This window comes from uncultured Chitinophaga sp., from assembly GCF_937898475.1.
In the GTDB taxonomy this organism is placed as follows: domain Bacteria; phylum Bacteroidota; class Bacteroidia; order Chitinophagales; family Chitinophagaceae; genus Chitinophaga.
This window is the reverse complement of sequence record NZ_CALEJS010000012.1, coordinates 513,090-534,196: the sequence shown is the minus strand read 5'-3', so window position 1 is coordinate 534,196 and position 21,107 is coordinate 513,090. Positions and strand designations below refer to the sequence as shown.

20 protein-coding genes and 1 tRNA gene are annotated in these 21,107 nt (G+C 50.2%); 7 read left to right on the top strand and 14 right to left on the bottom strand.

Annotation, left to right across the window (positions count from 1 at the left end):
- Positions 1–40 precede the first annotated feature (40 nt).
- From Q0577_RS05600 to hscB, 3 genes are all read right to left on the bottom strand, one after another.
- Positions 41–991: a site-specific integrase gene (locus Q0577_RS05600; protein ID WP_298733560.1), complete on the bottom strand. Its 951-nt coding sequence runs from the start codon at positions 989–991 to the stop codon at positions 41–43.
- Between the two features lie 159 nt (positions 992–1,150).
- A tRNA-Leu gene (locus Q0577_RS05595) sits at positions 1,151–1,234 on the bottom strand.
- Positions 1,235–1,257: 23 nt separating this feature from the next.
- Positions 1,258–1,782, bottom strand: coding sequence for a Fe-S protein assembly co-chaperone HscB (hscB, locus tag Q0577_RS05590; RefSeq protein ID WP_298733558.1), 525 nt, complete (start codon positions 1,780–1,782; stop codon positions 1,258–1,260).
- An 88-nt stretch (positions 1,783–1,870) separates the two neighbouring features.
- Between hscB and Q0577_RS05585 the strand changes: the two genes are divergently transcribed.
- Both Q0577_RS05585 and Q0577_RS05580 read left to right on the top strand, forming a co-directional pair.
- Positions 1,871–3,091, top strand: coding sequence for an NAD(P)-dependent oxidoreductase (locus Q0577_RS05585; RefSeq protein ID WP_298733556.1), 1,221 nt, complete (start codon positions 1,871–1,873; stop codon positions 3,089–3,091).
- A gap of 63 nt (positions 3,092–3,154) precedes the next feature.
- Positions 3,155–3,640, top strand: a complete 486-nt coding sequence (locus Q0577_RS05580; protein ID WP_298733554.1) for a hypothetical protein — start codon at positions 3,155–3,157, stop codon at positions 3,638–3,640.
- Positions 3,641–3,651: 11 nt separating this feature from the next.
- Here Q0577_RS05580 and Q0577_RS05575 read toward each other — a convergent pair whose 3' ends face one another.
- From Q0577_RS05575 to Q0577_RS05555, 5 genes are all read right to left on the bottom strand, one after another.
- Positions 3,652–4,374 carry a methyltransferase gene (locus Q0577_RS05575; protein ID WP_298733553.1) on the bottom strand — a complete coding sequence of 241 codons (723 nt, stop codon included), beginning with the start codon at positions 4,372–4,374 and terminating at the stop codon, positions 3,652–3,654.
- Between the two features lie 3 nt (positions 4,375–4,377).
- On the bottom strand, positions 4,378–6,468 hold the full coding sequence (locus tag Q0577_RS05570; RefSeq protein ID WP_298733551.1) for an alpha-L-fucosidase: 2,091 nt from the start codon (positions 6,466–6,468) through the stop codon (positions 4,378–4,380).
- Positions 6,469–6,592: 124 nt separating this feature from the next.
- Positions 6,593–7,597, bottom strand: coding sequence for a tRNA (adenosine(37)-N6)-threonylcarbamoyltransferase complex transferase subunit TsaD (gene tsaD, locus Q0577_RS05565; protein WP_298733549.1), 1,005 nt, complete (start codon positions 7,595–7,597; stop codon positions 6,593–6,595).
- A gap of 36 nt (positions 7,598–7,633) precedes the next feature.
- Positions 7,634–7,951: a hypothetical protein gene (locus Q0577_RS05560; protein WP_298733547.1), complete on the bottom strand. Its 318-nt coding sequence runs from the start codon at positions 7,949–7,951 to the stop codon at positions 7,634–7,636.
- A gap of 71 nt (positions 7,952–8,022) precedes the next feature.
- The gene (locus Q0577_RS05555) at positions 8,023–9,270 is read right to left on the bottom strand and encodes an ABC transporter permease (protein WP_298733546.1); all 1,248 of its coding nucleotides are present in this window, start codon (positions 9,268–9,270) and stop codon (positions 8,023–8,025) included.
- Between the two features lie 150 nt (positions 9,271–9,420).
- On the opposite strand from Q0577_RS05555, the gene Q0577_RS05550 reads away from it, so the two are divergent.
- The gene (locus tag Q0577_RS05550) at positions 9,421–11,004 is read left to right on the top strand and encodes a peptide chain release factor 3 (RefSeq protein ID WP_298733545.1); all 1,584 of its coding nucleotides are present in this window, start codon (positions 9,421–9,423) and stop codon (positions 11,002–11,004) included.
- A gap of 394 nt (positions 11,005–11,398) precedes the next feature.
- On the opposite strand, the gene Q0577_RS05545 is transcribed toward Q0577_RS05550, so the two are convergent.
- From Q0577_RS05545 to Q0577_RS05530, 4 genes are all read right to left on the bottom strand, one after another.
- A complete protein-coding gene (locus Q0577_RS05545; RefSeq protein WP_298733543.1) occupies positions 11,399–11,887 on the bottom strand; it encodes a DUF6265 family protein in 489 nt (162 codons plus the stop codon).
- Positions 11,859–13,778: a menaquinone biosynthesis decarboxylase gene (locus tag Q0577_RS05540; protein ID WP_298733541.1), complete on the bottom strand. Its 1,920-nt coding sequence runs from the start codon at positions 13,776–13,778 to the stop codon at positions 11,859–11,861. The genes Q0577_RS05545 and Q0577_RS05540 overlap by 29 nt, the downstream gene beginning before the upstream one ends.
- 129 nt (positions 13,779–13,907) lie before the next feature.
- A complete protein-coding gene (locus Q0577_RS05535) occupies positions 13,908–14,204 on the bottom strand; it encodes a hypothetical protein (protein ID WP_298733539.1) in 297 nt (98 codons plus the stop codon).
- Positions 14,205–14,591: 387 nt separating this feature from the next.
- The gene (locus Q0577_RS05530; protein ID WP_298733537.1) at positions 14,592–15,458 is read right to left on the bottom strand and encodes a DUF6089 family protein; all 867 of its coding nucleotides are present in this window, start codon (positions 15,456–15,458) and stop codon (positions 14,592–14,594) included.
- 240 nt (positions 15,459–15,698) lie between these two features.
- On the opposite strand from Q0577_RS05530, the gene Q0577_RS05525 reads away from it, so the two are divergent.
- Entirely contained in the window at positions 15,699–16,628 is a 930-nt protein-coding gene (locus tag Q0577_RS05525) for an AraC family transcriptional regulator (RefSeq protein ID WP_298733535.1), read from the top strand.
- A 214-nt stretch (positions 16,629–16,842) separates the two neighbouring features.
- On the opposite strand, the gene Q0577_RS05520 is transcribed toward Q0577_RS05525, so the two are convergent.
- Positions 16,843–17,934, bottom strand: a complete 1,092-nt coding sequence (locus tag Q0577_RS05520; protein ID WP_298733531.1) for a family 20 glycosylhydrolase — start codon at positions 17,932–17,934, stop codon at positions 16,843–16,845.
- Between the two features lie 154 nt (positions 17,935–18,088).
- Between Q0577_RS05520 and Q0577_RS05515 the strand changes: the two genes are divergently transcribed.
- On the top strand, positions 18,089–19,171 hold the full coding sequence (locus Q0577_RS05515) for an AI-2E family transporter (RefSeq protein ID WP_298733529.1): 1,083 nt from the start codon (positions 18,089–18,091) through the stop codon (positions 19,169–19,171).
- 8 nt (positions 19,172–19,179) lie between these two features.
- Here the strand turns inward: Q0577_RS05515 and Q0577_RS05510 are convergent, their stop codons facing one another.
- Positions 19,180–19,878: an FkbM family methyltransferase gene (locus Q0577_RS05510; RefSeq protein WP_298733527.1), complete on the bottom strand. Its 699-nt coding sequence runs from the start codon at positions 19,876–19,878 to the stop codon at positions 19,180–19,182.
- A gap of 287 nt (positions 19,879–20,165) precedes the next feature.
- Here Q0577_RS05510 and Q0577_RS05505 point away from each other — a divergent pair, with 287 nt between their 5' ends.
- Both Q0577_RS05505 and Q0577_RS05500 read left to right on the top strand, forming a co-directional pair.
- Positions 20,166–20,663, top strand: a complete 498-nt coding sequence (locus Q0577_RS05505; protein WP_298733525.1) for a GNAT family N-acetyltransferase — start codon at positions 20,166–20,168, stop codon at positions 20,661–20,663.
- 22 nt (positions 20,664–20,685) lie between these two features.
- The gene (locus Q0577_RS05500) at positions 20,686–21,099 is read left to right on the top strand and encodes an EamA family transporter (protein WP_298733523.1); all 414 of its coding nucleotides are present in this window, start codon (positions 20,686–20,688) and stop codon (positions 21,097–21,099) included.
- The last annotated feature ends 8 nt before the right edge of the window (positions 21,100–21,107 follow it).

Here is a 21,107-nt window from a genome sequence, read left to right as displayed (position 1 = left end):
ACTGTGTTAAAGGTCTTAATTTTTTAACCTTTGACACAGTTTATTTTACAGTCTCACTAAAACTCAATCTCGCACAATTCCAGGTAATATGCTTTTCAATAGCTGCTGATTTGCACCAGGCACTAAGCACTTTATTTGCCCCATTTGCTGTGGGCAGGTTAAAAACAAGGCAATGCTCACCTATAGAGTCAAGACATTCCATCCTCCTATTCAAAATTTCTTTTATTATTGGGTGTAATGTTATAACATGCTCCACATTAGTTTTTCGTTGTACTATACTTATTACAATCGAATCCCTTTTTACACAATTCCATCTTAAGGCTTTTACATCACACCACCTTAGACCTGTATAACAACAAAAAATAAACGCATCCCTGACCTCTTTATTTAATGCGGGCATATGAAGTAGCTGGATATACTCTTCTACTTCCAGGCTATTCTTTCGAATAACATTCTTATTGGCTTTTACAGGAAGGTATTGACTGGGGCTAATCTTAAAATACCCCTCCTTCGTAGCTGCCTTGAGCACTTTTTTAAATTTTGCAAAATAATTGGACGGCGTTTCCCCGTTGAGATGACTCAACAGATATTTTTGGAATTTATTACAAAGCTCTTCCGTTACCTCTTTAGGGGCTAAATAATTGGATCTAAAAAATTGGCGAAACTGACTGTAACTACATTCAAGATGCCTATTACCGAGTGTTTTGTTATATTCCACATAGTTCTTATAATAATCTAAAAAATTTCGCTCAAACCTATAAGAGGGCGTAAAATCTGAACCTACTGAAAGCGCATCAAGGATTAACCGAGATTTCTTAGCTTCTAACAGCCTATGCGCTTCGTTATTATATTTCTTTTGGATCGTATTCGCAGGATGCACATAGGTAAATACTCCGGTGGCTATACGTTGTCCTGCTTTCTTCCCCCACTCAAAGGAGTAAAATATCTTGCTGTGATCGCGTGATAATCGCGGCGTTACTATGACTTTCATTTTCTTTTTTGTGTGCCAAATGATGTGCCATGTGAGTGCCGGCTTGTGTGTCAAAAAAAACGGGAATAAGTGATTGAAAACAAACAAAAACGGTAAATCTGAGAATTTTAGGGAATAAAAAACGCCTGATAATCTATTGATTATCAGGCGTTTATCAAGTGCCCAGAACAGGAATCGAACCTGCACTACCTTGCGATAACCAGATTTTGAGTCTAGCGCGTCTACCAGTTCCGCCATCTGGGCATTCCGCTCCTGAAATTTTACTTTCAATTGCGGGACGCAAATGTAGATAATTTTTCTTTTATCCTCAATAAATATTTTCTTTTATAATAATATTCTTTCAGCTTATCCATGGCGGTAGCCGGCAGCCCTTCCTCAAAGCCTGCTATCAGGCCCGCCACCTCGCTATACAGCTCCTGTTCCATCGCCGTTACATCCAGGTGCAGGGCCGCGATAGCCTCCTCATCCGGGTCATATTCCAGCTCCATCAGCTTTTCGTTGATATCCATCATTTCCATCAGGAACAGCTGGGGTAAAGCGTGTTTGTCATGATCGCCGAGCAGGCCTTTTAGTTCCAGCACGTATTGCAGCAGCTCATGCTCGTTGCCCAGCACTTTAAAACCCTGGTTCACCAGGGCGGATTTCTCCAGCATTTCTGCCTGTGCCTTTTCCCCCGCCAGTGTATGCATGTCCGGATGATACAGGCGGCTCAGCTCATAATACCGCTGCCGCAACCAATCGGGATCAACTTTTAAAGAAACAGGAATACCGTATAGTTCAAAATAGTTCATGCTTTGACAAATGTAAGAAATACGTTGAAAGCCAAAAGCTAAAAGCTCCCCCACCCTGCCCATTCCGCCTTTTTCCGTAAATTGAACAATGCAAAACACCGAAACAATTCATATAGGCCTTATTCGTGAAGAAAAGATCCCGCACGACAACCGCGTGGCCTTTACACCCCTGCAATGCCAGTGGATACAGCAACATTATACCAATGTCCGTATCTGCGTACAGCCTTCTCCCCACCGCTGCTATACCGACCAGGAATATATAGACGCGGGGATTTCCCTGCAGGAAGACCTCTCCCATTGCCACATCCTCCTGGGCATTAAGGAAGTGCCCAAAGAAAAACTGATGGCCGGGAAAACATACCTGTTCTTCTCCCACACCAAAAAGCAGCAGCCCCATAACCAGGCCATGCTGCAACAGATCATAGAAAAGAACATTACCCTGGTGGATTACGAATGCCTGGTACATGCAGACGGCCAGCGCATCCTGGGCTTCGGCTTCTTTGCCGGGGTGGTGGGCGCCCATAACGGCCTGCTGGCCTACGGCAAAAGAACCGGCCTTTTTAACTACCGGCCCGTCCACACCTGTCACGATCTACAGGAACTGATCAAACACTATTTCGGTATCAAACTGCCCCCGCTCAAGATCGTGATCACGGGCTCCGGCAGGGTGGCCGCCGGCATCCTGGAAGTAATGGGCATGCTGGGCATTAAATACATTCCCCCGGAAGAGTTCCTGATCAATAGCTACGCCTACCCGGTATACACCCAGCTGAAAGCCGGGGAGCTGTACCTGCGTAAATCTGATAAGACCTACAGCCGGGAAGATTTTCACAACCACCCGGAAAAATACGAATGCCGCTTCCTCCCCTACGTAACCGCCGCCGACATCCTGATGAACGGCATCTATTGGGAAGAACGCATCCCGCCGCTCTTCACCTGGAACGACCTGGCCAAAGATAATTTCCGCATCCAGGTTATTGCCGATATCACGGACGATACCAACGGCTCCATCCCCTGCAACCTGGGCGATTCTACCATAGACAATCCCATCTACGGCGTAAACCGCATCACCCGCCACCGTACGCCCCCCTTCCAGAAAGGCTCCGTGGATATGATGTGCGTCAGCAACCTGCCCAATGAGCTGCCCCGCGATGCCTCCCAGTACTTTGGCGACCAGCTCATGAAATATGTGTTTGAAGACCTCCTGCAGGAGGAAAGCGAAGTGATCGCCAATGCCACCATCGTGAAAAAAGGGCAGCTTACAGAGCGCTTTGCCTACCTGGAAGGTTATGTGCACAGCAGCTCGTAAAAGCGGCGCGGAAAGTGTATCTTTATATTATCATTTAGTTCGGGACATCCAACTTTTAGCGTCATGAGTAAGGTTATACCCCATAGCATCCTGGCACTTTTGTGCGTATTGATATTTTGCTGTAAAAAAGAGACGAGCCTGGAAGGCCATCTCCCGCCTGATCCCATAGATACCTCCGGACAGGATACCACAGATATTCCCGACGATACACTCAACCTGGACACTACCGCAACTTTCTCCATGCATACCAGCACAGATGGCAGCTGCACTAATTTCCTGGTACAGGGAAACTATGTTTCCGGCGCTACACTGGACGAATCCCACACCGTTACACTGGAAGTACAGGTAGACTACCCGGGGCAATGGGAGGTTACTACCGAAACCGTCAACGGTGTGTTCTTTGCCAACGGGGGCATCTTCACCGAAAAAGGATTGCAGACCATCACCCTCTACGCCACCGGCGTTCCCGGAGAAACGGGATACACCATTGTACCGGTGGTAGTGGGCAACAGCGCCTGCGGTTTTGCAGTGAACATAACGGATCCCTGATCGGCCCGCGATTAAAGGTAAAGATAGTAGGGCTTCAACAGCGCAATGAAAGCCGGCGTATATACATTCCCCGCTTCATATATGGTCAGGCTGCTGATCAATGGTTGTGACATTGCGCGCCCGAAAATACCCACGGCGCGAAACCGGTCATGCCGCACACTTTGTTTTACTTCCAGTATCTGCAGGGGATAAAAACCGGCGGCAGCCGCCAGTTCCCTGAACGACTGAAAAGCCGCATAGGGCAGCAATACCGAAAACTGACCATCCTGCTGTAAATGTGCAGCAATCGCCTGCAGTAATTCCCGGTAGCTCAGACTGGTGGCATGCATGGCCGCATTACGCTGTTCGTCGCTGCTTTTCAAACTGCCTTCATAAAAGGGAGGATTGGTGATGATGAAATCATACAATGCGGCAGGCGGCAGATCACGTATATCCGATGGTGTTACCGTTAACCGGTCAGACCAGGGCGATGCGCTGAAATTTGCTCCCGCCTGCGCGGCAGCTGCCGCATCCAGCTCTATAGCAGTGATGGCAGCGGGGATCTGCTGTGCCAACATCAGGCTCAGCAGGCCCGTACCTGTTCCAATATCAAGCACCCGCTGTATCGGCCGCCCGCCTGCCTGGAGGTAAGCCGCCGTAAAAGCGCCCTGTATACAGGCATCTGTGCACACTTTCATGGCGCATTGATCCTGCCGTACAGTGAATTGCTTGAACTGGAAATATTGATTCGGCATATATTACTGGATATGCAGCTCAAGATTGGGCAGCCGCAGATCGCGATGTACAGATACCGGGTTGGCAGCGCCAACACTGATCCGGTGAATGCCATTAGCGCCGGTAGCCTGCGGCATAGTAAGCTCCTGTGTATAGTAGTTTTGCGGCGTCTTCATATCCACATCCCACCTGAGCTGCTTATTAAAGCGGTTATACAATTTGATGAGCAGTTCGTTCTTCCCATCCTGTAAAGGCAGCTGCAGTATTTCCTTTTGCATAGTGCCCCGATCCGGATTATTATGCGCTGTTTGCTCAACGCCATTCAGGAACACCTGTACACCGTCGCCGCTGCTGATGCCCAGCAAATAAGACTGCGCCCCATGAGCCGTTATTTCATAGCGTACGTAGCGGTAAGTGGAAGGATCTGCAGGCAACGTTTTAGCGGACTCGTAACTTTCCTGGTCTTTCAGTAATGTCCAGGAGCTGTCAACAGCCGGAAGACCGCCGTCAATGCCGCCGGGATAAGGGTTAGACAGGTATACTGGTCCCCAGCTTACATCGGCCGGTGATGCCACGGGCTGTTGTGCGTTCAGCGTCAGCTGCTGTTTTTTCCCGTCTATATCCAGCCATACCTGTCGGCCTTTTTCCTGTTCGGTATAACGAAGCTGTATAGTCTTTTTGCCTGTTCCGGGTGAACGGAATGCCCATGATTGCCCTACCGTACTGCGGTAGTAACTTTCATAGTCCACACCGGAGAAGCTGTATTGTTTGACAGCGTTCTGCCTGTTCAGCACCAGTGTTCCCTTTCCGCTGATTACATGCATCGGCGTAATCGTATATCCTTTATCCAGCTCCAGGGCCAGCACTTTTACCTTCCCATCCAGGTTGAAATGACCCGGCAGCCGGATCGTTTGCGCCTGGCCGTTATGGCTGATCTTACATTTCAGCGCCTGATTGTTTTCAAGCAAAGTCACACGTGCGATCTTCCCGTTGAGGCCCGGCAGTGTAATGGTTTGCTGTTCGGGGGCGTGCAACAGGTGCAGGTAGATCCTGTTTGATTTGGCGGTCACCTCGCCCCAGCTGAAGGTGGTATCAAAGGGATTGGCGCTGGTGCCATAAATGGCTTCTCCGTTCTGCTGCAGCCATTGCCCGATATTTAAGAGTACCTCTTTTTCAAATGCAACCACGGAGCCGTCACCACGCGGACCGATATTCAGCAGGTAATTCCCGCCTCTTGCCGCTACCTTGATCAGGCCTTCCAGCTTTTCTCTCGCTTTATCTTCCGCAGGACCGTGCTGCTGCCAGGAACGGTATCCCCAGGTTTCATCATACACGGAAGCGGGTGTTTGCCAGGGTGTAGCCAGCTTATAATCCGGATAGTTGTTATCACCCATCACGCAAAAGTCGCCGGCGTCATTACCCAGGCGCCCGCTCACCATACAATCCGGTTGCAGGCGGTGCACCAGGGCGGAAAGCTCCCGGCTTTGCGCTGCTGTCAGTGATCCCATATCAAACCACAGCTCTGAAATGGGACCGTAATTGGTCAGCAGCTCTGTTACCTGTTGCTTATTATATGCGTGATGTTCCGGGGTAATAGGATCACTGTTGGTGCTGGAGATAGGATAAGCCTGCGGAAAATGCCAGTCTATCAATGAAAAGTACAGCCCGAACCGCAGCCCGTGACGGCGACAGGCGTCTGACAGTTCCTTCACCACATCCCGCCCGAAAGGCGTGGCATCCACCACATTATAATCCGTATAGGCAGAGTGGAACATGCAGAAACCATCGTGGTGTTTGGACGTGATCACTACAGAGCGCATACCCGCTGCTTTTGCCAGCAGCACCACCGAATCTGCATTCCAGTAAGGCGCTGTGAACTGTTTGGCCACGGCCCCATATGTATCGCTGTAAATACCTGCGTGCGACTGTATCTGTTCGCTATAGCCGCGTGTAACCGGCTTGCCTTCCCAAACGCCGCCTAAAGTGGAGTAAATGGCGCCCCAGTGTATAAACATGGAATATTTCTGCGCCTGCCATTCTGTTAATCCCTTATGCTGCGCCATCAACGGGTGCAGCAACACCGCCAGCGCAACAGCTAATACAAACTTTTTCATCGCTGCAAAAATAACCGTTCATTTCAAAGTTTGAAGAAATACCCGATACGCCATCATTCTTTAACGATAAAACCTTCAAACTTTCAAATCCTCAAACCTTCAAACCCTTAAATTTTCAAACGTTCTAAAACGCCGCTCTCGCACTCGGCACCGCATCCAGTCCTGCAAAATCTCCTGCCAGGTACTTGTACCAGGCGGTTATAGCGATCATGGCAGCATTGTCTGTACAGTATTCAAATTTAGGGATGTAGGTATTCCAGCCCAGCTTTGCGCCCTGCTGCTGCAAAGCATTGCGCAGCCCCTTATTGGCGCTTACACCGCCCGCGATGGCGATCTCTTTGATGCCGGTTTCTTTGGATGCTTTTACCAGCTTGTTTATCAGGATGCTGACGATGCGCTCCTGTACGGAAGCGCAGATATCCGCCAGGTTGGCCTGTACAAAGCCGGGATCCTGCAGCTGATGTTGCTGCAGGAAGTAAAGGATGGCAGTCTTCAGACCACTGAAACTGAAATTAAGGCCGGGTATCTGCGGTTCGGGGAATCTGAACCTGCGGGGATCACCTGTCTGGGCATATTTATCGATCAGCGGGCCACCCGGGTAAGGTAAGCCCAGCAGCTTGGCGCTTTTGTCAAAGGCCTCTCCTGCTGCATCATCCAGTGTTTCACCGATCACTTTCATGGAAAGCGGGCTTTCACAGAGCACGATCTGGGTATGTCCGCCGGAAACGGTAAGGCAAAGAAAAGGGAAAGCCGGTTTCGGATCTTCGATGAAATTAGCGAGTACATGCGCCTGCATATGGTGCACCGCGATTAACGGTATTTCCAGCGCGAGGGATAAAGCCTTGGCAAAACAGCTGCCCACCAGCAGGGCGCCGATCAGGCCCGGGGATTGTGTAAAGGCGATGGCGTTGAGATCCTTACGGTCTACCCCCGCCTGTTTCAGTGCCTGGTCTACCACCGGCACAATATTTTCCTGGTGGGCGCGGGACGCGAGTTCCGGTACTACGCCCCCATATTGTTCATGTACGGTTTGATTGGCGATGATGTTGCTAAGCACCTTTCCGTCTGTGATCACTGCTGCGCTGGTCTCATCGCAGGAGGACTCTATAGCTAGTATATGTACGGGCATGGCCGCAAAAATAAGGCATTAGCGCTAAATGCTGTCCTACTGCCCTTTAATACAGTCGATACGAACGATCTTACCTGACATACAGGTGCTCATGCGGCCTGTCAGCTCGGTATAACCTACTGATACCCGTTGCCCGGCCTGCAGGTGGAAACTGGTATCCGCTATCTCTAGCGGCTGTAAACGGGTGTGTGCGCTGTCATTGAGCACGATCATCAGTCCGCAGCCATCCAGTCCGCTCATATCCATCACAACACCTTCATGCTTACAGGCGCCGCCGGCCGACTGTTTAGACGTCTGGCAGGAAAAAGCAATAACAGCCAGAAGCATACCGGCGATACACGCAAATAATTTCATATAATTAAATGTTTAGGAAATTAAACGCCTGAAAGGCAGAATTGTTACATCGTTATCCGTAACCGTAGTGACTAATTGCTCCTGATGGCCACCACCGGATCCAGCTTGGACGCTGAAAACGCGGGGATAAACCCGGCCACTACGCCTACGATGCCCGAAATGCTCAGGCCCAGAACCACATTCTTGGCCGTGAGGCTGATATCGAAGCTCTGGCTGCCGCTGGCTAAAACGGTACCGATGTACACGATGAGCAGTCCGAGTCCGCCGCCTATCAGGCAAAGCAGGATAGCCTCCAGCAGGAACTCCATCAGGATCACGCTGCGGCGTGCGCCGATGGCCTTCTTCAGGCCGATGATATTGGTGCGCTCTTTTACCGTCACAAACATGATGTTGGCAATACCGAAACCGCCTACTATCAGGGCAAAGATGGCGATCAGTCCACCGCCCAGGTTCAGGGCCGCAAACAGGCCGTTCAGGTTACTACTGAGCGTAGTGATCTCATTCATGGAAAAATCATCGTCTTCCCGTGGCCGTAAGCGGTGAAAAGCACGCAGGGTGCCTTTGAGCTCGTCTTTCAGCTGACCCAGGTCCACACCGCTGGCGGCTTTTACCATTATATAAGGATCGCTGAAACGGCGTTCATCCACAATGGTACGGCCATACATATAGGGTACGATCACGGCATTGTCGTAGTTGATACCACCCAGCAGGCTCTCTCCTTTCTTCTTCAGCAGCCCGATCACTTTGCAGGGACGGCCCACCACCTGTACGGTCTTTCCCAGCGCCGCTTCTGCGGTGCCAAACAGGCCTTCCCAGATATTGGCGCCCAGGATCACCACATTGGCCCCGGATTCATTCCCGGTAAAATAACGCCCGCTGATGATGGTTGGCTGCTGGATCCTTTCAAAATCCTGCGTTACCGACATCATCTCTACCCCATCCATATAATCGTCCTTATACTCGATCCGCTTGCTGTAAACGGAAAAAGCGAAAGCTGCTGCCGATGCGCTCCTTACCCGGTCCTGTATCACCTGCAGCTCTTTGTACTGGGGCTCAGGACGGTTCATGTACTTCCACCAGGGATACTCGCCTCCACCGCCCCAGGGCCATTTCTGGACGTAGATCACATCACTGCCCAGCGACTGCACATCGCTGCGGATGTTCTTCTCCATGCTGTCTGTAACGGTGAATACGGCGATGATACAAAATATGCCGATGGTGATGCCCAGCAGGGAAAGGAAAGTACGCAGCTTGTTCACACGCAGTTCCTGCAGGGCCATTCTGAGGCTATTCCATAGTATCTTGATGGTAGCTAACATATACCAAATATACTCAATTTCTGAAGTTTGAGGTTTGAAGTTTGAGGTTTGAGGTGGGTTAAAGGTTTGAACTTCTCACTTTGAACGAACTTCCAACCTCAAACTTCAAACCTCAAACCTTTTTTCCTATTTTTGCACCCATTTTATAATATGAAGTACGCCACCGAGATCAACAAAAGGAAAACATTTGCCATTATAGCCCACCCGGATGCCGGTAAAACCACCCTGACGGAGAAATTCCTGCTCTTCGGGGGCGCTATCCAGACAGCCGGGGCCGTGAAATCCAATAAGATCAAGAAACACACCACTTCCGACTTCATGGAGATTGAACGGCAGCGCGGTATCTCCGTGGCTACTTCCGTAATGACCTTCGAGTACCGGGATACCCTGGTGAACCTGCTGGATACCCCCGGTCACAAGGACTTTGCCGAAGATACCTACCGTACCCTTACGGCGGTAGACAGCGTGGTACTGGTGATAGACTGCGTAAAAGGGGTGGAAGAACAAACCGGGAAGCTCATGGAAGTGTGCCGCATGCGCGATACCCCCGTGATCATTTTCGTGAACAAAATGGACCGCGACGGTAAAAACCCCTTTGACCTGCTGGACGAACTGGAAGAAAAACTCAATATCCGCGTACGCCCCCTGAGCTGGCCTATCAACGGCGGCACTGATTTTAAAGGCGTATACAACCTCTATAACAAAAGCTTCGTATCCTTCCTGCCCAACAAGAAGGCTACGGATGAAGATATTATCCCGCTGGAAGACCTGAGCAGCAGCTATGTAGACGAGCACTTCAAAGCTCATGACGCTGCCCAGCTGCGCAACGACGTGGAACTGATCGAAGGCGTGTATGACCCGTTCGACAAGCAGGCCTACCTGGAAGGCAAGCTGGCTCCCGTGTTCTTTGGCAGCGCCGTGAACAACTTCGGCGTGAAAGACCTGCTGGACACGTTCGTGGAGATCGCTCCTACTCCGCGTCCGCGCGAAGCCAGCACCCGGCCCGTTGCCGTGGATGAAGAGAAGTTCAGCGGCTTTGTATTCAAGATCCACGCTAACCTGGATCCCCGCCACCGCGACCGTATCGCCTTTCTCCGCGTGTGCTCCGGCCGTTTTGAACGAAATAAGTTCTATCACCACGTGCGGCTCGACAAAGACGTACGTTTCAGCAACCCATACAGCTTCCTGGCCCGCGAAAAGAACGTGGTAGATGACGCCTACCCCGGCGATGTGGTAGGTCTTTTTGATACCGGCAACTTCAAGATCGGCGATACCCTTACCGAGGGAGAGGACTTCTATTTCACCGGCATCCCCAGCTTCTCTCCCGAGCTGTTCAAGGAACTGGTGAATAAAGACCCGATGAAAACCAAACAGCTGGAAAAAGGTATCCGCCAGCTTACAGATGAAGGCGTGGCCCAGCTCTTTACCCAGCACGGCGGCAACCGCAAGATCATCGGTTGTGTGGGCGACCTCCAGTTTGAAGTGATCCAGTACCGCCTGCTGCAGGAATACGGCGCCGCCTGCCAGTTCAATACCCTGCCCTTTTACAAAGCCTGCTGGATCACCGGCAACAAACAGAAGATCGAAGATTTCATCCGCTTTAAACAGGCCAATATCGTGGAAGATAAAGACGGGCATTTGGTATACCTGGCGCAATCAGAGTGGTATTTGAATACGGAGCGGACGAATAACCCGGAGATAGCGTTTCATTTTACTTCGGAGATACATAAGTAGAAGTGCTGGTAAATTTGGTAAGACTTAAAGGATTGCTTCGGCCCGGCTACCCGCTAAGGCCCTGCGGGGCCTCGCAACGACGGGATAGCAGCCCCGGATCTCCATCGTACGTCATTGCGAGGGAGCAGTAAAGCCCGTGCGCAGGCGCGACGAAGCAATCTTTTCTATTACCAATTACACGATAGCAGCCCCATTTCTTCCCTTTCCCGCAAATTAATTTCCCGAATACATAACTCCCCCATACCCTGCAAAACTATTTTTGTACCACTCATCATCATAAGCACTTCAGCTTTTGATAAGCTACTACAACGTAGTTTAATTTGAGTTGGTCGTACAATAATGAAAGCCGCACCCGGTCCCGGGAGCGGCTTTTTTATCATTGGTAGATAATAACTTATTTTCTTTCGTACCGGAAGATCACTTCACCGGTGGTCTTGCCCTGCCTGCCTTCAATCCTCGCATCCAGGTGATCTTCATCTTTAAACCGGTAGGTGATCTTCTGCGGAAAATCATGCGCGGGGTTCTCGGCAATAAAACCTACCAGCTTCAGCACCCGTAATTTGAACGGTACCGGCTGACCGTTATTCTGATCACGGATAGTGGGGATGTAATAAATATCATTACCGCTGCGCACCAGCTGTATGGTTTCCTGCAGCGAGCTGTCTTTCCCTACAATGCGCCAGGTATGACCCTGTAAGGTGGTATCATTCACCCGCTGCCATTGCTCGGTGATCACGCTCTGGGGGGTACGCATACTCCACGTGCCCACCAGGCGGTACAGGTAGTTGAAATTATCGGGGTTTACCTGGGCAGCAGCGCCCAGGTTGCTGCATAACAGTACTGCCAGCAGCAGGCTACTGCTGTACCACCGCTTCTTCTCCATATATCTGGTGTTTATATTTCAGCGAGGGTGATGCCACAAAAGGCCCCAGTCCCAGTTCCGCCCACTTGTCGTCTACTTTGCGGATGGTGGCGTCGTCTGCGACGATGATATTGGGCCAGTCGCGCTCAAAGTTATCCAGGATGCGGGTTTTCAGCGTACCGTCCAGTCCCATGCCGCCTCTCTTTTTGCCATTCGGCAAGGGCAGGTTCACCACAAAGCTGTCGCGTTTGGGGTCCAGGTTGTTACAAAAGCGCCAGAGGGCTGATGGAAGATCGCCCACATCTACGGTATGCTCTACATACAGCACCATCTTGATCCCGCTCATTCCCGGCAGCTCGAACAGCTGTTCGTTCAGTTCGCGTATGTGGTGCGGACGGTTCTTGTGCACGGATACCAGCAGCACGGGAATGTCCTGCGACAACAATGCGGTGTTGATGCCTTTTATTTCCGGGAAACGTGTTTTGATCGCTGCTTCATCAAAGGCCTGCCCGCCGGCTGGCCATTCGTAGCTGTTGTCTGTTTCCTCATCGTATTTCTTTGTGCCGTCTATACACATTTTGCCGCCAAAGCCCATCCTGGAGCAGGAATGATCCAGCACATCCATCGGGCCCTGGCTCAGGTAAATATCTGTAGCGGGGTTCAGGTGGCGGAACACATACTGCGCCAGCTGGCGGTAATCCTGTATACCGGTGCCTTCATCTGTCACCACCAGTATCTTATTGAACATCATTTGCCCGGCGCCCCACATCGCATTCATCACTTTCTGCGCCTGCCCGGCATAATCTTTTTTGATCTGTGCGATCACCAGGTTATGGAACACACCTTCCACCGGCATATCCATGTCCACGATCTCGGGTACCAGTGTCATTTTAATAGGCGCCAGGAAGATACGTTCTGTGGCTTTGCCTATCCAGGCGTCTTCCTGGGGCGGAATACCTACTATCGTAGAGGGATATACGGCGTCTTTGCGATGGGTGATGCAGGTTACATGGAAACGCGGGTACCAGTCTGCCAGGGAGTAATAACCAGTATGGTCGCCAAAGGGTCCTTCCCAGATCGGGTCCTCTTCGGGATCTACATATCCTTCTATAACAAAATCGGCGTCTGCAGGTACTTCCAGCTCCGGCTGACTGATACATTTCACCAGTTCTACCTTCTTCTTGCGCAGGAAGCCAGCCAGCATGTATTCATCCACGTTCTCCGGCAAGGGAGCTGTGGCAGAATAGGTGTATACAGGGTCGCCGCCCAGTATAACGGCCACCGGCATACGTTTTTTCAGTTTTTTATATTCCGAGAAATGTTTCGCGCTCACTTTGTGTTTATGCCAGTGCATCCCGGTAAGGTCTTTGCCGAATACCTGCATGCGGTACATACCCACATTCCTGCTGCCATTGTTGGGATCTTTGGTGTGGATCACCGGCAGGGTAATAAACGGGCCGCCGTCTTTAGGCCAGCATTGCATTACCGGCAGCTTATTCAGGTCTGGCTCCGCCATGATCACTTCCTGGCAGCTGCCCCTTCCGCTGATCACCTTGGGCATCCAGGAAGCAAACTGGCTGAGCTTAGGCAGCATAGACAGTTTATCCAGGATGCTTTCCTTGGGCCTGGACAGCATTTTGAACAGGCTTTCAATCTCTGCAGCCACATCGTCCAGCTCCTGTACGCCCAGCGCCATGCACATCCTTTTATAGCTGCCCATGGAGTTGATCAGTACCGGGAAATCATATCCTGTATTCTCAAATAACAGGGCCTTGCCGCCTCCGGGCAATTTGCTTTCCCGGTCGGTGATCTCGGCGATCTCCAGTTTCGGGTCTACATAGGTTTTAATGCGTACCAGCTCCCCCGCCTTTTCCAGCGTATCGATGAAATGTTTTAAATGCTTGTATGACATGGCAAATGAAAAGACAAAGTAAGGTCAAAATTATGGCATAAAAAAGGCCTGCCCTCAGGGCAAGCCTTTTAGCTCGTAACTGCCAGCTACCAGCCATTAGCTATTAGCCAGGCGCCAGCTGCCAGCAGCTTAATGTATTATTGAAACGCCGGCGTTTATCACTACACGTGGCCTGCTGGGATAATATACCACCGGCGGCGGAGGTGGCGGAGGAGGTGCGTAATACACCGGGCGTTGAACCACTACTACCCTTCTGGGCCTGTAATCTGCACGATAGTAGCCATGATAATGATGGTCGTCACAGTGATCTTTTTTCCAGTGCTTATGATGTCCATGGCCTCTGTGTCCGTTATGGTGGTGTCTCTGCGCCTGAGAGGTCAATACAAAGCCTCCCAACAGCAACATCATTAATAATAAACGTTTCATGCTGTTCAGTTTTTTAGTTCTTGCAGTAATGGTGTTTGTAAAGATCGGTGATGGCTACCTAAGACAGGTTAAAGGTAGATTCGGCTTGTTGGCTGATAGATTCGTTTTTATAGTTATGGTGTTTTTAAACAGGTAGTGAAGCGTCCAACTGTATTGCTCTTCAGGTCTTACAATCTTCGCGGTTTCAGGCCCCCAGGGGCTTTACCGTTGGTCCTCGCTTCTTACTTTACCTGTTCTAACACATATAATTCAAATTGTATGCCAAAATAAAAATCCCGTCAACCATATGGCTGACGGGATATCATTTTTATGTGGACTTTGTTGGGGGCGAAAAATTACGCCATTATCAACAAGAACTATACCAAAATAGCAGCTCCAACAAGCCTCCTAATATCTTGGACACGTAGAAAATCTTTGTCTTCCCCAGCGGTTGTTGTCGCCACCAAAGCGGTAGGTGAGGGTCAGGCCACTGAAGATGTACCAGTCTTTATATTTATCGGATCCGCGGATGGTGCCATCGGCCGGGTAAGTGCCCGGTGTAAGGCCGGCTTTGTTACCGTTGATCTCATCGCCGCGATAGGCATAATCCACCGAACGTTGTCCGAAAGCGTTGCGTAAGGTAGCTTCGTCTACATAAGTCTTGCTCACATCATCCAGGTAATCGGTAAAGGTTTTGCGGAGGCCTATTTCAAAGCCCAGGGTCCAGCGATCGTTCAGCAGCACCTTCACACCCGCGCCAAAGGGAATGGCAAACTGGGTCAGGGCATATTGTTTCCTGTCCGGATACTCCGGCAGCTCCTGCCCTTCTGTATTTAAACGGCGCAGGGGAACGCTGTTACCAAGAGAATCTGCTGTGGTAGGATAAAAGCTGAAACCTGCTATGCCTGCAAACACATATGGTGTAAAGCCTTTCTCATAAATATCAAAGAAATTGAACTCCCCTATCAGGTTCACCTCCCACAATACGGAGCGGAAACTGAGATTGCGGGCCAGTAAGTACTTGCTTTCATTTGTACTATCTGCAGCGGCTACACGTCCCCACTGAAAGCCAAGACGGGCGGTGAAGTAACGGTTGATGTCCCGTTTTACCATCAGGCCGATAGTGGGCCGGGTATACTTCATATCTACTCTCGATTGTGATAAGTCCCCGCTGTAATTACTGATGCCGAGAAAACCGCCTACATGCCAATCCTGTGAAAATACGCTGAGTGGAGCCAGCATTGAAAGCAATAGTATCCAGGTAATCTTTTTCAACTGATAAGGTTTTTTAGAGGCCAATGAATTTATGTTAATAACGTTTAGAATGTGAAAAAAAGTATAAAGTTATAGTTTTCAATTCCCATGTAATAATTTTTTCTTATTTCATTACAAATACGTTAATTTTAGCTATTGTCAAAATAGCCGACTTATCATAAATAATTATTCATTTATAACGACTTGTGTAGTATTGTCTTTGAGCAACAGAAGGTAACCTCATTAAATCAGCTAAAACAGATGAAGCCCAAATCTCCTACCAAGGAACAAATGGAACTACATGCCCTGAGAGGCCTGGGGTATGCAGATGATCATGTGACAGACCCCTTCAATATGAAAGATGTATCAGACTGGCTGGGTATCTCTTATTCTTATTTCTATCACATTTTTGCAGAGATCATGGGTGAGCCCTACTGGCAATATGTAAAACGGCATCGCCTGGAGCTGGCCGCCGGCCTGCTGCGCCACAGCGGGTATAACATAGGTGAGATCGGGGATCTTTGCGGCTATGCGACTATGGCAGCCTTCACCAAAGCCTTTTCAGGGCACTTTGGTAAAAGCCCGCGCGGCTTCCGTAAAATAGATGAACTGCCCAATGAGAAAAGAACACTGGAAATGACGGCAATGATCACCGCGGCCTTTGCCCGGCAGGGCGCCGATCTGGCTAACCTGTTCAGCTTTGACCGTGCCGAACACGTGATCCTGCCCGATACCATATTATATTATACGCTGGTGTCTTACGGTAAAGATCCGATTGCCCAGCTGGTGATGAAGATGAGTTATCATGAACAGCATTTCCGCAAGATGCTCGACATGCTGGACCTGCCCCAGGGCAAGATCATTACCGGCACCCTTGACGCCGTACCCGTTACCAACTATGAAAAACTCAGCATGTATGCAGGGATCTGTGTGCCCGTAAAAGAAGCCAAAGCCCATATACAGATCGCGGCACAGTTCCCGCTGCTCATTCAGAAACGCATGAACGGCGGCAATTATCTGCGCCTGCAGGTACCGCTGGACTTTGCCACCGCCGGTGTACCCATGTATGATTTTATTAACCGCTGCTGCAGGGAAGGTATTTATAAGATGAGTGGCAACCACTTCTTTATTTCTTTCACAGGACCTAACCTGGTGGAGATTTACATTCCTTATATGAAACAGTTGTTATAGTTTGGTTTATCCCCGTCATTGCGAGGCCCTAAAGGCCCTGGCGGGAAGCCGGGCCGAAGCAATCTTTTTAAACGGAAAAAGGCAGGCAATCATCATTATACGTCGCTAAAAGATTGCTTCGTCGCGCTCGCGCTGTTTCCTCTACGGCTCCTCGCATTGACGGATCAGTGCCCCGTTCCTCCACGCAGCTCCCCGCCATGACGCAAATGAAGCCCTACTTCACAAACGCCGCCCTGAAACAATTACTCTGCGTGTTCACTGAATCCTTACCCTGCTTGCTTCTTCCATAGAACTCATCCAGGAAAGACTCCGCCGGAGACCATACCGTTTGCATAATGCCCTGGTACATGGGCTTTGTTTCTTTGGTTGCATCCTTGCGGAAGCTGATCATATCTGCTACCTGTGCAAGGGCCACATCGGGTTTGCGCCAGGGACATGTGATCACCGGCAAACCTTTCATTGCGAAGAGTACGGCCGATTTATCCGCCCTTTCATAATGCCAGTCGCATACCATAATATCTTTAGGCACCATATCAATGGCACGGTGTGTATTATTCATACTGGCTTCCCACATACCCATGCCCGTAGTTTTGCCATCCAGCATACGGTCGCCCCATATCCAGAGCTGGCGGTTCTTTTGCGCCAGGTGATTGCGTAGGGTCCATACCTCCCCGGCAAAGAGTGCTGCTTTATCACGGCCGCCGCAACGCGGACATTTATCATCGCCCAGGTAGAACACTTCATCCATCCCTGCATGAAAGGCGTCGGTCTCAAACACATCGCAGATCTCATCCACCAGGTCAAATACTATTTTGTGCACTTCGGGGTGCAGCGGACAATAACTTTTACAATACAGTCCGTCCGGGTTAGGCCACACGTACTTTTCAGGCATCTTTACATGCGGCGTTTCGTCAAATTGCGGGTATACCCGCAGCAGGTTGCCGATGGAGCCCGCCCATGACTGGTGCCCCAGCAGATTTACCTGCGGTATCAGGCGGATCTGATGTGCACGGCAGGCTTTCACCAGCTTTCCGATATCCTGTTTAGATAAAGCGCCTGAATCGCTCAGTTCCGGGTGGCGCTGGTACTGGTAATTATAATCTACACGCAGCACCAGCGTGTTGATATTCCGGGGCGCCAGCTCCTCATTGATAAATTTGATAAAGGCATTCAGGCCAGCCGCCCGCGGCGCTGCGATACAGAAACCCCGCACCGGCAGACTGTCCGTCAGCCGGGCCTGTGAACGACCGGTATGACCGATCAGCAGTAACACACTCAGCGACAAAAGGGATAGCAGTTTTTGCATGTGGATCTAATTTTGATGACGATAGCGTACAAACTACGAAAAAGGTTTGAAAGTTGGAGGGTTTGAAAGTTTGAAGGTGACCAGAACAGGTAAGCCCGCCTTCAAACTTTCAAACTGTTAAACTTTTAGATTTACATTTGGTAAAAAGTGTTTCATGACCGAGAACAAACTGCCCTTTACTGCGCGACTGGCCTTTACGCTCCTTTCGCTGGTATTGATCATTTATATCGCTCATTTCAGCGCCACCATCATCATTCCCCTGGCTTTCGCCAGCCTGGTGGCCATCATGCTGCTGCCCCTGGCCTCCCGACTGGAAGAATGGGGCTGCTCCCGCGGGCTCTCGGCATTTATAGCGGTGCTGCTATTCGTGATCGGTCTTTCCACCTTACTGGCCCTGCTTACTTCGCAGATGGGCGCCTTTGTATCTGACTTTCCGCACCTGCAGCAGCAGCTCATGAAAAGCCTGGATAATTTACAGGTATGGATAAACGAAAAGTTCCACATCAATGCGCATAAGCAAATGGATTACCTGGAGCAGTTTGCGCTGGGCACACTCGGTTCTGCCACCACCTTCCTGAGCCAGACCTTCGGCGCGGTATCCTCGCTGCTTATCTTCTTCGTGTTTGTACTGCTTTACTCCTTCTTTATATTGTTGTACCGTTCACTGCTCATCACCTTCCTGATACGGTTGTTCCAGTATCAGCACCGGGATAAGCTGCTGGATGTGGTGAGCCAGACGCGCTTCATTATCCGGAGCTATGCCAGCGGACTAATGATAGAAATGCTGGTGGTAGCCATCCTGAACTGCACCGTCTTCTGGATACTGGGTATTAAATACGCTACCCTGCTGGGCGTAATGGCAGCGGTGTTCAACCTGATCCCCTACCTGGGCATTATTACGGCCACCATTATCTGCATGCTGATCACATTAACCTCCGGTACGCCGGGCGACAGCCTGCAGGTGGGCATCGCGCTGCTCATCATTCACTTCCTGGACAGCAACATCCTGCTGCCCCGCATAGTAGGCTCCAAGGTGAAGATCAATGCGCTGGTCACCCTTGTTGGAGTGGTAACCGGCAACCTGCTCTGGGGCGTTCCGGGTATGTTCCTGGCCATTCCCACCATCGCCCTGCTGAAGATCATCTTTGAACATATTGAGCAGATGAAGCCCTGGGCCATATTATTGGGCGAACTGCCTGCAAAGCCCCGGAAAAAGATCAGCAGCAAAAAACAGTGAATGCAGATCTAGCGCTGACTGTCTGCAAACAACACGGTGTTGATGGTCTTTGCCAGGAACTTATAACCGATCTTATCAAGATAGGCGGCCGTCTCGTTGCCCGCCATATTCGCCGGATCAAAGCCTGTTATTTCCACCAGCAGCACCTGCGGCCGGTAGTTGATCCAGTCGTTGGATTGTAATACGTTCAGGTCCAGTCCCTCCACGTCAACAGACATAAAGTCGATCACCGTACCCCTGGGCACATGTTGTTCCAGCAAAGCGGATAATCGTTGCGTACGGATCTCCTTTGTAAAGATGATCTTATAACCTTTCTGGCCATCCCTGGTATCGGACAGCGCTTTGGAGAACCCGTTCAGCGCCGGCTCATTAAAAGCATAGTAGGTCAGTACTTCCTCTTTATCAGATATGGCCGCTTCAATGTTAGTGTCTGAGGGGCGGTGCTCATTAAACGCATGCATACTGCCTGGCATGGCATCGATGTTGATACCCCGCCATCCTTTCAGGTAAAATTTGTAGGTATTGGAAAAACGGATAGGATCATGGGCGCCTACATCCACAAAAAAGCCCTTGTTCCGGTGCTCAAAGAACCGGTCCAGGATCTTGTCTTCCCCCTCCTGGGAATAGGACAGCGCATCAAAGAAATTTTTGAGAATGGCTTTACCAAAAAGCTTATTCACTAAAGTGTTGGAAGAAACAGTGCTCATCTTCAATTTGATATAGACGGTTTTAAATATACCTGGGCCGCCAGCTGTAAACCTGCTACAGTGTTGGTACAGCGTGATGCACGCCCGGTAACTGACATAGGATTGCAATGCTACCTGTAACGGACGAACGAATATAATGTTACACTGACACTTGAAATACTCCGCCACAGTTCAGCAATCCCCCTTATTAACTGTCTGTCGTACAGCAACATCCGTGTATTACTGACAACCCATTGTTCATGGTTCCCTGCTTACAATATCATTTTTAAATTTGTACTTTTGCGCGCATGTCCTCCCTTCATTTCCGCAATGCACAGCTCTCCGATCTGCCGGTGATCGTAGAGATATACAATTCTACCATTCCCGGGCGGATGGTGACCGCAGATACCACTCCAGTTACCGTTGAAAGCCGTCAAAAATGGTTCCATGATCATACGCCGGAAAAACGTCCCTTATGGATCGTGGAGTCTGAGGGGCAAACTGCCGGATGGGTCAGCTTTAATTCTTTTTACGGACGCCCCGCCTATGATGGAACGGTGGAGATCAGCATTTACCTGCATCCTGATTTCCGGGGCAAAGGATTAGGCAAAGCCGTGTTGGCGCATGCCATGGAGCAATGCCCCGCACTGGGTGTATCTACTCTCCTGGGTTTTATTTTTGCGCATAATGCGCCCAGCATACAGTTGTTCCTGAACATGGGCTTTGAAGAATGGGCCCACCTGCCGGATATAGCGGTACTGGATGGGGTGAAAAGAAGTCTGAAGATATTGGGAAAAAAAGTTTGACGGAGATCGTTAACTTCGTTTTATGTGGTGGATCTACGCTTTACTCTCTGCGCTTTTCGCCGCCTTAACGGCCATCTTTGCCAAGGTGGGCGTTTCCGGTATCAATTCCAACCTGGCTACCGGTATCCGCACCATTATTATACTGATCATTGCCTGGGGGATCGTCCTCTTCCGCGGCGAAGCGAAAGGGATCGGCAGCATCTCAAAACACAGTTTGCTGTTCCTGGTGCTCTCCGGTATTGCCACCGGCCTTTCCTGGATCTTTTATTTTAAGGCCCTGCAGGTAGGAAAAGTGTCGCAGGTAGCCCCTGTAGATAAGCTGAGCGTGGCGCTGACCATCGTCCTCTCGGTTATTTTCCTGCACGAGGCCCTTACCTGGAAAACGGCCATCGGGGCCCTGCTGATCATCAGCGGAACCCTGGTCCTGATATTCTAGCGAACCAC